Genomic DNA, 13112 nt, shown 5'->3' with positions numbered 1-13112 from the left:
GTGTTCACGGTGCCGCCCGACGGGGGCGGGGGTCACACCCGCTCCCCGCGGATCCAGGTCTCGGCGACGCGCACGGCGGCGATCCCCTCGGCCGGCACCGTGAACACGTCGCGGTCGAGCACGGCGAAGCTGCCGTCGAAACCGGGCTGCAGCAGACCGACGCCCTCGAGCGGTGAGAGCAGACGTGCGCGGCCGGTGTACAGCAGCAGCGCCTGCGCGACGGTGATGGCGGCCTCCGGTCCGAAGTCGATGCCGTTGTAGGTGCGGCGGCGCACCGCAGCCTCGACCGAGAGCATCACGTCATCCGCACCGCTCCACGCGGTGGCCGGCCGGTCGGACGACAGCGCGAGCGGTTCGAGTCCCTCGTACAGCCGCGCGATCGGGTACGCATCGGTCACCTGCTCGGCGCGGAGCGCCTGCTCATACCCGTCGTACTCGGCGAAGAAGAACACGGTGTGCGTCGCGATGCCGAACGTCATGCGCGCCGCCTGCAGGCGTGCCAGGTAGGCGTCGCTGATGATCGTCGCATGCTCGATCCGCACGGAGGGGATGCCGTCGAGCCAGGGTTCCGCATCCTCGAACAGCTCCACCACACGGTCGAGTGCGCGGTCGCCCATGGCGTGCACGGCGAGCTGGACGCCGTTGCGGCGGGCCCACTCACCGGCGGCGAGCACGTCGGCGTCGTCGACGAGCCGCAGCCCGTGGTCGCACGACTCCGGATACGGCTCGTGCACCCACGCGGTGCGGTTCGAGTACGCGCCGTCGAGCACGACCTTCACACCCCCGACGCGGATCTGCCCCTCGCGGTCGCCCGGTTCGAGGTCGGCGAGCGGCTCGGCAGGATCCCACCCCGGATACAGCGCGACACGGGTGCGCAGGCCGCGGTCCACTGCAGCGCGGAAGGTGCCGACCGGGTCGTCGATGCGGTTCGAGAGCAGGTCGCACACGGCGACGATGCCACGAGAGGCGAGCTCCGCCCCGAGCGCCACGAGCGCATCGATCTGCTCGTCACGCGAGGGCGGCGGGATGTGCGCCGCGACCACGTCGACCGCGGCCAGCTCGGTGAGCACACCGTTGGGTCGACCATCGGCATCACGCTCGAAGCGCGCACCGTCGGGGTCGGGCGTCTCGGCCGTGATCCCGGCGAGCTCGAGCGCCCTGGTGTTGCAGACCGCGGAGTGCGCGTCGCAGCGCCACACGAGCACCGGACGATCGGTGCTGACGCGGTCGAGGTCGGCCGCGGTCGGCATCGCTCGCCGTGGGAACTTCGTGTCGTCGAAGCCGCGCCCGAGGATCCACGATGCGGGGTCCGCGGTACCGTCGCCGTGGGCGCGCAGCACCGCGACCAGGTCGTCGGCCGAGGTCACCGCGGGTGGGAAGCACTCGGCCGCCGCAGCAGTGCCGGCGATCAGCGCCGGATGCGTGTGACTGTCGATCAGTCCTGGCAGCACGGTGCGTCCGCCGAGGTCGACCGACTCCTGCCCGGCGACAGGTTCGGGTGCGGCTGCGGCATCCCCCACCCAGTCGATCACCCCATCGATGATGCGGAAGGCCGAGGCGAACGCCGTCTCGGACTCCCCGGTGAAGACGGAGCCGCCGGTGAAGAGTGTGGTCGTCATCGCGCGCCTCAGATCTCTCGCCACGTGAAGCGTCCGCCGAGCAGGGTGGCCGCGACCGGCATCGCCCGAAGCTCGTCGCGGTCGGCCGCGTAGGGGTCGCTGTCGCTGATCACGAGGTCGGCGGGCTGTCCGACGGCGACGGATGACCGGACGGATGCCCCGAGGGCGACGTCGAGCGGCAGCCGCTGCTCTGGGTGCCAGGCATCGCGGTCGCCACGGCTGCGGGCGGTCGCCGCGCTGAGCGAGATCCACGGGTCGAGCGGTGCCACCGGAGCATCCGATCCCAGCCGCAGCGCAGCACCCGCGCGGTGCAGCGAACCGAACGCGAAGGCGCGGGCGGTGCGTCCTGCCCAGTGGTGGTCGGCGACGTCGCGGTCGTCCATCGCGTGCTCAGGCTGCACGCTCGCGATCAGTCCGAGCTCGGCGAACCGGGCGAAGTCGTCTTCGCGCACGAGCTGTGCGTGCTCGATCACGCCGCGCATGTCGAGTGCTTCGAAGGTGTCGAGCACCTCGGTGTTGGCGCGGTCGCCGATCGCGTGCACCGCGGCTTCGACGCCGCCCGCCCTGGCGATCGTGAGCAGTCGACGCAGCTCGGGGATCGGCACACTCTCCAGCCCGCACGCATGCGGGTGCGATGGATCCATGCCCGGGTACGGGTCCCAGCACCAGGCGGTGCGCGTGTTCAGCGACCCGTCGACCACGACCTTCAGCCGACCGAACTCCACCAGTCCGCGCTCGTCGACGATGTCGCCGGTGCGCAGGCCCTGCGCGATCGCGGCCTCCAGACGGTCGGGCCACACGGCGATGTCGACCCGGAGCGCGTCGAGCCCTTGCGCGGTGCGCTCCGACCACTCGGTGACGTTGTCGGCGTGCTCGTACTCGACGACGCCGACCACTCCACGGGACGCCGCAGCATCCGCCGCCTCCTGATATGCCGACAGCGGCATGTCTCCGGCCTCGTCGAACTCGTGCATGAGCTCGATCCAGGGTCCTTCGCGCAGCAGCCCGGTCTCATCGAGCTGCAGCCCGAAGCGGGCCTCGGCCGCGCGGTTCATCCAGCCGCAGTGCAGATCGCCGCTGACGAGCACGACCGGGATGTCGCTGATGGCCGCGTCGAGCGCGGCGAGCGTCGTCGGCTCGGGCCAGAGCCCGTCACGGAAGCCGTAGCCCATGAGCATGCCGTTCACGAGCGGCCAGCCGTTCGCACGAGCGCGCACGACCGTGTCGAGCACATCAGCCGCGCTGCGTGTCTCGCTCAGATCGACGCGGCGGCGACCGATCACATGCTGTGTGAAGTGCACGTGCGCATCCCACAGCCCCGGTCCGATCCAGCGTCCTGCGCCGTCGACCGTCTCGCCCTCGGCATCCGTGGTGCCGGCCGGTGCGACCCGGGCGATCAGGCCATCGCGGAGCACGACGTCGATCGGCTCGCCGCCGTCGTATGGGCGGACGTTCTGCAGAGTGAGTGCTGGGGCGTGGCTCATGGTGCTCCGGTCGGGCGACGGGTCAGGCGACGGGGACGGGGACGGTCGTGAAGCCGAACAGATCCTTCGGATCCTCGGGAGCGGCGACCAGGTCGATCTCGCGGGAGAGCTCGGTGCCGGCGACGCTCGCGCGCAGGTGCCGCAGCGCCGAGAAGTCCTCGATCGCGAAGCCGACGGAGTCGAAGATCGTGATCTGCTCCGGCGACGTGCGGCCGTCGTCGAGGCCGTTCAGCACCCGCCAGAACTCGGTCACCGGGAAGTCGGGGGCGACGTTCTGGATCTCGCCCTCGATGCGGGTCTGCGGCGTGTATTCGACGAACACCGGGCCGCGCTCGAGGATCCGCGGGTCGAGCTCGGTCTTTCCCGGGCAGTCGCCGCCGATCGTGTTGATGTGCATGCCTGGTGCGACATCCGCATCCGTCAGCACCTGCGCGACGGCCTTGTCGGCCGTGCAGGTCGTGACGATGTCGGCGCCGGCCGCAGCCTCGGATGCCGACGCGCACACCGTGACCTCGAACCCGCGCGGTGCGAGGTTGCGCACGAGCTTGGCGGATGCCGCCTCGTCGACGTCGTACACGCGCAGCGTGCGGATGCCCAGCACCGCCCGGAACGCGAGCGCCTGGAACTCCGCCTGACTGCCGGCGCCGATCATCGCCATCACCTGCGAGTCGGGTCGGGCGAGCGTGCGGGCGACCATGGCCGAGGTCGCGGCGGTACGGAGCGCGGTGAGCAAGGTCATCTCGGCGAGGAACACGGGGTAGCCGTTGTGCACGTCGGCGAGCACACCGAACGCCGTCACGGTCTGGAAGCCGCGGACCGGGTTGAAGGGGTGCCCGTTGACGTACTTGAAGGCGTACAGGTCGGGGTCGCTGATGGGCATCAGCTCGATCACACCGAACGGGGTGTGGTTGGCGACCCGCTCGCTCTTGTCGAAGGACTCCCAGCGACGGAAGTCGGCCTCGATCGTGTCGGCCATCTCGGCCATGATCGTCTCGGCGCCGTGCCTGGCGATCCAGGTCACCATGTCGGTGACTCCCACGAAGGCGGTCATGCGTCCTGCTCTCTTCCGTGCACCCGCGCCATGCGCGCGGCCAGTGCGGGGTTCTGGTACGGGCCCGGTTCGCCGAGCGCCTCGATCACGCGGTCGACGACCTCGACCGGCTTGTCCTGACTCATCTTCTCCTTCGCCTCGAACCGGTCGACCCGCAGCCGGAAGCCGACCGTGCCGTGCACGATCCGCTCGGCGTAGGCGGTGTTCTCCAGGGTCTGATGCATCAGGAACGGTTCCGGCAGCGGGTTCTCGAAGTGTGCGACCAGGCGGTCCAGCACCTGCAGGTTCTCCTCGTCCGAGAGTATCTCGGGGGTGCCGTACAGGTGGGCGACCGCGAAGTTCCACGTCGGCACCGCCGGTGAGGTGTCGTACCAGCTCGGCGAGACGTAGCCCTGCGGGCCGTACACGATCACCATCAGCTCGTGCGCACCGAGTTCGTGCAGTCGCTCATCGGGCCTGCCGACATGGCTCACGAGCACGATGCCGTCGGTGTCCTCCTCGAGCAGGAGCGGGTAGTGCGAGGCGACGAGACCCTTCCCCGGCACGAAGCTGATGATCGTGCCCCAGGGGTTGTCGCGCACGAGTGAACGGATGCCGTCGACATCATCGAATGCGTACTCGGCTGCGTGCCTCATGGTCGGCTCCAGGTGATCTCAGCCGTGGCGAGCACGACATCGGCGGCGTCGAGCGCGGTGACCACCGTGACGTCGCCCTCGGTGCGCCCGGCCAGACGGATCGGACGATCGACGAGCACCGGGGCGATGGCCCGCACCACGAGGCGGGCCGGGCGACGGCCGGGTTCGTGCCGCCGCGCGGCGTCCATGAGCAGGATCCGGCTGAGCGGTCCGTGCACGAGCAGGTCGGGCAGCCCCTCGACGTCGCGCGCCCAGGCGCGGTCGTAGTGGATCAGGTGGGAGTTGAAGGTCAGCGCCGAGAAGCGGAACAGCTGACGCGCATCGAGGGTGACTTCATCGGTCCAGTCGGCGGTGGCCGCGGCATCCGGATCCGTCTTCGGCGGCCGCACCGGAGCATCCGGATCCACCGCCTCGAGGAACACGTCGTGCCACACGCTGCGGATCGCGGTCTCGCCGTCGACCGCGTACTCGCGCACCACGTCGACGAACACGAGCCGGCCACGAGAGCCGTCCTTCTCGACGACCTCGCCGAGGCTCGTGGTCTGCACGACCTCATCGCCCACGTGCAGCGGGCGCAGGAACTCGGTCGTCTCCCCGGCGTACATGCGTCGCGGCAGGTCGATCTCGGGAATCACGCCGTCTCGGGCCGGCGTGCCGTCGGCGCGCAGGTCGGCGAGCGCCGCGGCGAACGGGAACAGCAGCCCCTCCCAGCCGGCGGGGAGCTCGGCGCCGCGCTCACGCGTCTGCTCTCCGGCGGCGAAGGTGCCGCGGTACGCCTCGACGGTCGAGGCGAGCACGGGCTCGGTGCGGACGACGCTCACGGCAGCACACCCGCGGCACGGAGCTCGGCGATGCGATCGGCGTCGTAGCCGGCGAGGTCGGCGAGCACCTGATCGGCGTGCTCGCCGAGACGGTTCGCGATGCGGCCGGGGTTCGCCGGGGTCGCGGAGAGCTTGATCGGCTGACCGAACATGCGCAGCACGCCGAGGTCGCCGTAGTCGGCCTCGACGATCATGTCGCGCTCGGCGGTGCCGGGATCGTCGACGACCTCGGCGATCGTCTTCACCGCGGTCAGCGGCACCACGTCGCCGGCGAGCTCCTCGAGCTCGGCCTTGGTGCGGTCGGCGAGCCAGCCGGCCACGATCGGCTTCACCCGGCGCTGGTACACCGCCTCGTCGAACCGCTTGCGCATGGTGTCGATCTCGGGGTCGGCCTTGTGCTCCGGCGTGCCGAACAGGTCGCAGCTCGCGTTCCAGAGCTTGTCGGTGTAGGCGCCGAAGAACACCTGGCCGTCTGCACAGTCGAACAGTTCGTACGGCCGCACCCAGGCATGCTCGTTGCCCGCGGGCGTCGCGACCTTCCCTGTGACCGTGTAGTCGACGACCGCCGTCTCGGTGAGCGCGAGGATGCTGTCGACCTGCGCGACGTCGACCAGCTGGCCCTCGCCGGTGGCCTCGGCGTGCCGGAGCGCTGCGAGCGTGCCGATCACCGCGAACAGGGTCGCCGAGACGTCGCCGATCGTGACGCCGACGCGCACCGGCGGCTGATCCGGATACCCGTTCATCGACCACAGCCCGCCAGCGGCCTGCGCCGTGTTGTCGAACGCCGGGCGACGGGTGCGCGAGCCGGTGTGGCCGTAGCCCGAGATCGCGGTGTAGACGAGCCTCGGGTTGATCTCGTGCAGCACGTCCCACCCGACGCCGAGCTTGGCCATCGTGCCAGGACGGAAGTTCTCGACGAGCACGTCGGCCGAGCGCACCAGATCCTTCAGCACCTCGACACCCTCGGGGCTGGAGAGGTCGAGTCCGACACCGAGCTTGCCGCGGTTGTACTGCGCGTAATACGCGCTGAACTCCTCGTCGCCGTGCGTCAGGTACGGCGGGAAGCCGCGCGAGACGTCGGGATCGCGCGGGTTCTCGATCTTGATGACGGTGGCACCGAGGTCGGCGAGCATCTGAGCGGCATAGGGCCCGGCGAGCACGCGGGAGAGGTCGAGCACCGTGACCCCGGCGAGCGCACCGGGAGCGGGAAGCGGGAAGTCGGTCATGCGGTCGCTGCCTTCTGTGCGGGTTCGGGCCTGCCTGGTTCTGCGGTGTCGAGTCCTGCGGCGGCGAGCGCTCGCGCCACGTTCGACGGTGCACGGGTGCCGCGGACACGGGAGAGCCACTCCGTCGTCGCCGCGAGAGCGCCGAGGTCGAGTCCGGTCTCGATGCCGAGACCGTGCAGCATCCACACCAGGTCCTCCGTCGCGAGATTACCGGTCGCGCCCTTCGCGTAGGGGCAGCGACCCAGCCCGCCGACCGAGGCGTCGAACTCCGCGACGCCGAGCCTGAGCGCCGCGAGCACATTCGCGAGCGACTGTCCGTAGGTGTCGTGCAGGTGCAGGGCGATGCCGTCGAGCGGGATGCCCGCTGCGAGCGTCTCGTTCACGACGCGGGTCGTGAGCCCCGGTGTCGACACGCCGATCGTGTCGCCGAGCGCGATCGTCCTGGCGCCGGCGGCGTGCAGCTCGGCAGCGGCCGAGGTGACGGATGCCGTGTCGACCTGTCCCTCCCACGGGTCGCCGAACGCCATCGACACGTACCCGCGCACCGGGATGCCCTGTGCGCCGGCCGCGGCGATCACCTCGACCGCCCGATCGATCGCGCCGGCCCTCGTGGTGTTCAGGTTGGCCTTCGCGAAGGACTCGGTCGCGCTCACCACGACGGCGACCTCGCGCACGCCCGCCTCGATCGCGCGCTCGAGTCCTCGGAGGTTCGGCACGAGCGCGACCGCACGTGCACCGGACGGCACCTCGACGTCGGCGACCACCTGGGCGGCATCCGCGAGCTGCGGCACCCAGGTCGGCGGCACGAAGCTCGTGATCTCGAGGTCTCGTGAACCCGCCGCATACAGCCGCCGGCAGAGCTCCGCCTTGACCGAGCTGGGGATGATGTCGGTCTCGGCCTGCAGGCCGTCGCGGGGGCCGACCTCGTAGACGGTGACGCGCGTCGGGAGTCCCGCCTCCGGCTCGACCCTCGGCGAGGGCAGGGCGCTCATGCCGAGGTCTTCTCTGCCCGCAGCTCGGCGAGGACCTCGCGGGCGAACTCGACGCGGATGCGACGCTCGGCGACGATGCGTGCAGCGACCTCGCCGATCTCATCGACCTCTGCGCCGGCGCTCGCGGCGATCGTGCGGGCGTGCAGGGTCATGTGGCCGCGTTGGATGCCTTCGGCGGCGAGCGCACGGCAGGCGGCGAGGTTCTGCGCGAGTCCGACCGAGGCGATGATGCTCGCGAGTTCGCGGGCGGTCTCGACGCCGAGCAGCCGCACCGAGGCCTGCGCCGTCGGGTGCGCGCGGGTCGCCCCACCGACGAGGCCGACCGCGAGCGGCACCTCGAGCGTGCCGACGAGGTTGCCGTCGGCATCCTTCTCGAACTGCGACAGCGCGGTGTAGCCGCCGTGCCGCGCTGCGTGCGAGTGGCAACCCGACTCGACGGCTCTGGTGTCGTTGCCGGTGGCGAGCACGACAGCGGTGATGCCGTTCATGATGCCCTTGTTGTGCGTGGCCGCCCGGTACGCGTCGGCCTCGGCGAAGGCGCTGGCCGCGACGATGTCGTCGACGACCTGCGCGCCGCCGAGCATCTCTGCGTCGAACACCGCGCGGGCCCTGGTCAATCGCAGCTCTGCCTTGTTGGTGAGGATTCGCAGCAGCGTTCGGGTGCCGGCGAGCTCGGCGATGCGAGGGGCGATCGCCTCGGCCATGGTGTTCACCGCGTTGGCGCCCATCGCGTCGCGCACGTCGACGTGCAGGTGCAGGATCACCTGCACGCCCGCTCGGGTCGGCAGCACTCGCACCGAGATGTCGACGGCGCCGCCGCCGAACGAGACGAGCACCGGGTCCTGCTCGTTCGCGAGTGCCAGCAGCTCGTCGCGCGCCTCGAGCAGCGCGAACCGGGTGCCGTGCGGGTCGATCGCGTCGAGCACCTGGATCTGGGCGATCATCACATCGCCCGTGTACGAGGTGGTGAAGCCTCCATGCCCGCGGGCCATGCGTGCGGCGTTCGAGGCGGCGGCGACGACGCTCGGCTCTTCCGTGGCCATCGGGATCAGTCGGTCCAGGCCGTCGATGCGGAAGTTCGTCGCGACGCCGACCGGGATGCCGATGACGCCGACGACGTTCTCGATCATGTGGTCGGCCTGCGCGAGCGAGAGGCCGGCGTGCGGCTGCAGCGCATCGAGCGACGCCGGGTCCAGGCCTGCTCCCTCTGCGACGAGAGCGAGTCGCTCCTCCGGGGTGTGGTCGCGCAGACCTGAGATTCGGCTGTTGATCGTCATCGGCGACCTTCCTTGACTGGCGGTGACCGGATCATCGGCGCCGCGGCTCTAGGACGACACTAGAAGCGGCTCCCTCCGCCAGCGATGGGCGGATCACTCAGCGAACAGCACACGGTGTATGCGATTGACACACCCTCTCGCCGTCCCGCATGCTCGACACTGAAGGCACCCCGCTCTCCAGCGCCCCCGAACGCAGAAGGAGCTCTCATGAGCCGCGATTCCGCCGCGATCGCGACGCTGCTCGACGCAGCGCACGACAGCGACCTGGTCGGACCGACCGCGGTCAGCGACGCCCTGATGCAGCTGGGCGCCACCGAGCACGACGCCGCCGAGATCGCCGAACGAGTGCACCGGTCGCAGCGCGAGATCTCCCGGTTGCGGCGGCGCGAGCACGAGCTCTCCGCCCTGTTCTCCAGCGCCCGCGAGCTCGCCGAGCTGCGCGACAGCGACGCCGTGCTCGCCCGGCTCGTGCAACGAGCGCACACCATGATGGGCGTCGACCTCGCGTACCTGTCGGAGTTCGACCCCGACACCCGCGAGCTGCGCGTGCGGGAGACGAGCGGCTCGGTGAGCGCGTCGTTCCAGACCCTCCGAGTCCCGCCAGGACGAGGCCTCGCGAGCGTCGTCGTCGAGTCGCGGATGCCGCACTGGGTGTCCGACTACTCGGCGTACGCCACCGAACGACACGACTCCGGCATCGATGACGCCGTGTCATCCGAGGGCCTGGTGTCGTTGCTCGGCGTGCCGATGGTGACCTCCGACGATGTGATCGGCGTGCTGTTCGTCGCGAACCGCGAGGCCCGGGACTTCACGCCGGACCAGGTCGCGCTGCTCACAGCCGTCGCCGACCACGCCTCGATCATCCTGCAGACCACGCACACGCTCCACGAGCTACGGGAGTCGGAGGACGAGAGCCGCAGGAACCTCGAGAACCTCACCGCCCACCTCGTCGAGCGCGACAGAGCGAACACGGTGCACCAGGAACTCGTGCAGGCCGTGCTCGCCGGCGGCGGCTTCGGACCGGTGGCCGAGACCCTCGCATCGGCGCTCGGCCGTGCCGTCGCGATCATCGACTCGCAGGAGCAGATGATCGCCGCAGCCGGTCTTCCCCTCGCACCCGGCATGCTCGCGCTGCAGGAGCCGGTGCGGGCCGCGATCGACGAGAGCCGCCGCTCCGGATACTGCGTCACCGTACCGGGCACCGGCGTCCGCGCCGTGTCGGCTTTGTCGGCAGGCAACCGCCACTTCGGCGCGCTGCTGCTCGGCGACGGCGACTTCGAGCTCGGCGCGGTCGACCTCCGCACGGTCGAACGCGCAGCCCAGGTCGGCGCGCTCCTCGAACTGCAGCAGGAGGCGGCATCCGGTGCCGATCTGCGCATCCGCAGCGAGCTCGTCGCCGATCTGCTCGACGACGTGCCGGAACGCCGCTCCGACGTCGAGCGGCGGGCCCGCAGGCTCGGCGTCGACCTGCAGGCGCTCGACTCGCTGATCCTGCTCTCGGTGCCCGGCGATCAGCAGACCACCGCGCTGCGCGAGCTGAGCCGTCAGCTCGACGACCGTTCGCTCGTGGGTGAGTACCGCGGCTTCGTGGTGGCGGCGCACAGTGCCGACCGCGGTGCGGTCGACGTCGAGCGGCTGCGCAAGCGCGTGGCGGCCGCCACGCAGCATCCGGTCTCCGCCGTGTACCCCCGACCCGCGTCCGGCGCGCTGCCCGAGGCGTTCCAGACGGCGATGCGCACGGCCCGACTCATCACGGCGCTCGAACTCACCGACGTCACGGCTCAGGTCGACGACTTCCTGCCGTACTCGGCGATCCTCGACACCGACGTGCGGGCGCTCAGCGCGTTCCTCCGAGACACGATCGGAGCCGTGCGGCAGTACGACCAGGAACGCGGCGCCGACCTGCTCGGCACGCTGCGGGCGTTCGTGCGGCACAACAGCAGCCCGACCCGCACCGCCAGGGCGTTGAACTTCCACACGAACACGATCCTGCAGCGCCTCGACCGACTCGACCACGTGCTCGGCGCCTCGTGGCGCGACGACGAGCGCATGTTCCGCATCGGCATCGCGGTGCGCCTCGACGAGCTGCGGGACCGGCTGCAGCTGCGCTGAGCGGCTGGGTTTCCGCCTGGCTCGAGCCACCGCCGTTCACAGTTCAGCAAGAACGTGCCGAACGCGGCGAATTCCCACCGGTATGGGCGTTCACCACTCGGATTTGCTGAATTGTGAACGCCCTCACGCCGGCACGAACCGTGAACGCCCTTGCGCCGGCACGAACCGCGAATGCCCGCTACGTCCGGTACAGCACCGGCATCGACTCGAGCAGTGTGCGGGTGTACGGATGCTGCGGCGCGTTCATGACCTGTTCGCCGGTGCCCTCCTCGACGACCTTGCCCTGGTGCATCACCGCGACGCGGTGCGCGATGTGGTGCACGACCGAGAGGTTGTGCGTGATGAAGAGGTACGTGACACCGGTGCGTTCCTGCAGGCGCACGAGCAGGTTCAGCACCTGCGCCTGCACCGACACGTCGAGCGCCGAGGTCGGCTCGTCGAGCACGATGAACTCCGGGTCGGCGGCCATCGCCCTGGCGATCGCGATGCGCTGCCGCTGGCCGCCGGAGAACTCGTGCGGGTAGCGGTTCACGGCATCCGCGGGGATGCCGACCTGCTCGAGCGATTCGTACACCCGCATGGTGCGGTCCTTCGGCGCCATCCCGGCTGCGACGAGCGGCTCGGCGACCGAGCGCCCGATCGCGAACCGGGGGTCGAGCGAGTCGTTCGGATCCTGGAAGACCATCTGCACACGTCGGCGGTGGCGTCGCAGCGCCGAGCCGCGAAGGCCGGTGACGTCACGGCCGTCGAACTCGATGCTGCCGGAGGTGGGCCTGCGCATCAGCAGGATCGCGCGGGCGAGCGTGCTCTTGCCCGACCCCGACTCCCCCACGAGTCCCAGCGTCTCGCCGCGACGTACGCTCAGGCTCACGTCGTCGAGCGCGACCATCGCGTTGTCGCCGTGACCGAACCGCTGTGTGACGTTGCGAACCCGCAGCACCTCGGCCGCCGCGGCATCCGTCTCGAACTCGCTCACGATGCCTCCTCCAGCACAGCGGGGACCTGATCGAAGTCGTTGTCCGCCGGGATCACCGCGAGCGGCGACCGCACCGGCACGGACGGTCGAGGGATGCTCTCCAGCAGCGCCCTCGTGTACGGATGCTGCGGGTGCTCGAGCACGCGCTGCGTGGTACCGGACTCCACGATCCGTCCGCGATACATGACCGCGATGCGTTCGCAGAGCTGCCCGATCACGCCGAGGTCGTGGCTGATGAACAGCACGCCCATCCCGGTCTCGTCGCGCAGCGTGCGGATCAGGTCGAGGATCTGCGCCTGCACGGTCACGTCGAGCGCGGTCGTCGGCTCATCCGCGACGAGCAGCGTCGGGTCGGCGGCCACCGCGATCGCGATGACCACGCGCTGACGCTGCCCGCCGGAGAGCTGGTGCGGGTAGTAGTTCATGCGGCGCTCGGCATCCGGCATCCGCACGAGCTTCAGGATGTCGAGGGCCTTCGTGCGCGCCGCTCTCTTGTCGGCGACGCCGTGGATCAGCAGCACCTCGGCGATCTGCGCGCCGATCCGCATGCACGGGTTCAGTGCCGACATCGGTTCCTGGAACACCATGGAGGCGCGAACGCCCCGCACGGTGCCCCAGTCACGCTCCGAGGCATCCTTCATCTCCGACCCAGCGACGGTCATCGTTCGGGCGGTGACCGTCGCGGAGTCGGGCAGCAGCCCCATCATCGCCAGGGCGACACTGGACTTGCCGCTGCCCGACTCGCCGATGACGCCGACGATCTCCCCGGCGCGCACGCGGAGCGACACCTCGGACACCGAGGGTGCTGCACCCCCGTAGGCGATGGACAGGTCTTCGACCCGGAGCGCGTCGACGTCGTTCATGCGAGCTCGAGCTCCGTCCGGTGAGAGGTCGGAACACGCCGCGCGAGCGCACGCGC

The 13112-nt window shown here is 70.5% G+C and carries 10 protein-coding genes and 1 pseudogene; 1 reads left to right on the top strand and 10 read right to left on the bottom strand.

Translation table 11 applies throughout. The features are described 5' to 3' along the window. Positions 1-32: 32 nt before the first annotated feature. The 8 genes and pseudogenes from RS83_RS03690 to RS83_RS03655 form a co-directional block, all read right to left on the bottom strand. Positions 33-1619 (bottom strand): amidohydrolase, encoded by a 1587-nt coding sequence (locus RS83_RS03690; protein ID WP_052678819.1) that lies wholly within the window; start codon positions 1617-1619, stop codon positions 33-35. A gap of 8 nt (positions 1620-1627) precedes the next feature. Continuing rightward, positions 1628-3103, bottom strand: coding sequence for an amidohydrolase (locus RS83_RS03685; protein WP_045278153.1), 1476 nt, complete (start codon positions 3101-3103; stop codon positions 1628-1630). A gap of 22 nt (positions 3104-3125) precedes the next feature. Beyond that, the gene (locus RS83_RS03680; RefSeq protein WP_045278152.1) at positions 3126-4154 is read right to left on the bottom strand and encodes an ornithine cyclodeaminase; all 1029 of its coding nucleotides are present in this window, start codon (positions 4152-4154) and stop codon (positions 3126-3128) included. Continuing rightward, positions 4151-4789, bottom strand: coding sequence for an FMN-binding negative transcriptional regulator (locus tag RS83_RS03675; protein ID WP_045278151.1), 639 nt, complete (start codon positions 4787-4789; stop codon positions 4151-4153). Before RS83_RS03675 ends, RS83_RS03680 begins: the two co-directional genes overlap by 4 nt. After that, entirely contained in the window at positions 4786-5610 is an 825-nt protein-coding gene (locus tag RS83_RS03670) for an FAS1-like dehydratase domain-containing protein (protein WP_045278150.1), read from the bottom strand. Before RS83_RS03670 ends, RS83_RS03675 begins: the two co-directional genes overlap by 4 nt. Beyond that, positions 5607-6836, bottom strand: coding sequence for a CaiB/BaiF CoA transferase family protein (locus RS83_RS03665; protein ID WP_045278149.1), 1230 nt, complete (start codon positions 6834-6836; stop codon positions 5607-5609). The genes RS83_RS03670 and RS83_RS03665 overlap by 4 nt, the downstream gene beginning before the upstream one ends. Next, positions 6833-7828 carry a hydroxymethylglutaryl-CoA lyase gene (locus tag RS83_RS03660; RefSeq protein WP_045278148.1) on the bottom strand — a complete coding sequence of 332 codons (996 nt, stop codon included), beginning with the start codon at positions 7826-7828 and terminating at the stop codon, positions 6833-6835. The genes RS83_RS03665 and RS83_RS03660 overlap by 4 nt, the downstream gene beginning before the upstream one ends. Further along, positions 7825-9108 (bottom strand): annotated as a pseudogene (locus RS83_RS03655) (hydroxymethylglutaryl-CoA reductase, degradative); the annotation flags it as partial. The gene RS83_RS03660 and the pseudogene RS83_RS03655, both read right to left, overlap by 4 nt. Positions 9109-9312: 204 nt before the next feature. Here RS83_RS03655 and RS83_RS03650 point away from each other — a divergent pair. After that, positions 9313-11217, top strand: coding sequence for a helix-turn-helix domain-containing protein (locus RS83_RS03650; protein WP_045278146.1), 1905 nt, complete (start codon positions 9313-9315; stop codon positions 11215-11217). Positions 11218-11395: 178 nt separating this feature from the next. Here RS83_RS03650 and RS83_RS18910 read toward each other — a convergent pair whose 3' ends face one another. Next, positions 11396-12193 (bottom strand): ATP-binding cassette domain-containing protein, encoded by a 798-nt coding sequence (locus tag RS83_RS18910; RefSeq protein ID WP_197072057.1) that lies wholly within the window; start codon positions 12191-12193, stop codon positions 11396-11398. After that, positions 12190-13056 carry an ABC transporter ATP-binding protein gene (locus RS83_RS18905; protein ID WP_082071505.1) on the bottom strand — a complete coding sequence of 289 codons (867 nt, stop codon included), beginning with the start codon at positions 13054-13056 and terminating at the stop codon, positions 12190-12192. The genes RS83_RS18910 and RS83_RS18905 overlap by 4 nt, the downstream gene beginning before the upstream one ends. Between the last annotated feature and the right edge of the window lie 56 nt (positions 13057-13112).

The organism is Microbacterium oxydans (assembly GCF_000956525.1).
Taxonomy (GTDB): Bacteria; Actinomycetota; Actinomycetes; order Actinomycetales; family Microbacteriaceae; genus Microbacterium; species Microbacterium oxydans_A.
The sequence above is the reverse complement of the archived record's forward strand: the minus strand, read 5'-3'. Positions and strand labels throughout refer to the sequence as shown.

Coding starts and splice junctions, on each gene's coding strand:
- RS83_RS03650 (WP_045278146.1), top strand. CDS start 9,313: ATGAGCCGCGATTCCGCCGCGATCGCGACGCTGCTCGACGCAGCGCAC.
- RS83_RS03680 (WP_045278152.1), bottom strand. CDS start 4,154: ATGACCGCCTTCGTGGGAGTCACCGACATGGTGACCTGGATCGCCAGG.
- RS83_RS03665 (WP_045278149.1), bottom strand. CDS start 6,836: ATGACCGACTTCCCGCTTCCCGCTCCCGGTGCGCTCGCCGGGGTCACG.
- RS83_RS18905 (WP_082071505.1), bottom strand. CDS start 13,056: ATGAACGACGTCGACGCGCTCCGGGTCGAAGACCTGTCCATCGCCTAC.
- RS83_RS03690 (WP_052678819.1), bottom strand. CDS start 1,619: ATGACGACCACACTCTTCACCGGCGGCTCCGTCTTCACCGGGGAGTCC.
- RS83_RS03660 (WP_045278148.1), bottom strand. CDS start 7,828: ATGAGCGCCCTGCCCTCGCCGAGGGTCGAGCCGGAGGCGGGACTCCCG.
- RS83_RS03675 (WP_045278151.1), bottom strand. CDS start 4,789: ATGAGGCACGCAGCCGAGTACGCATTCGATGATGTCGACGGCATCCGT.
- RS83_RS03685 (WP_045278153.1), bottom strand. CDS start 3,103: ATGAGCCACGCCCCAGCACTCACTCTGCAGAACGTCCGCCCATACGAC.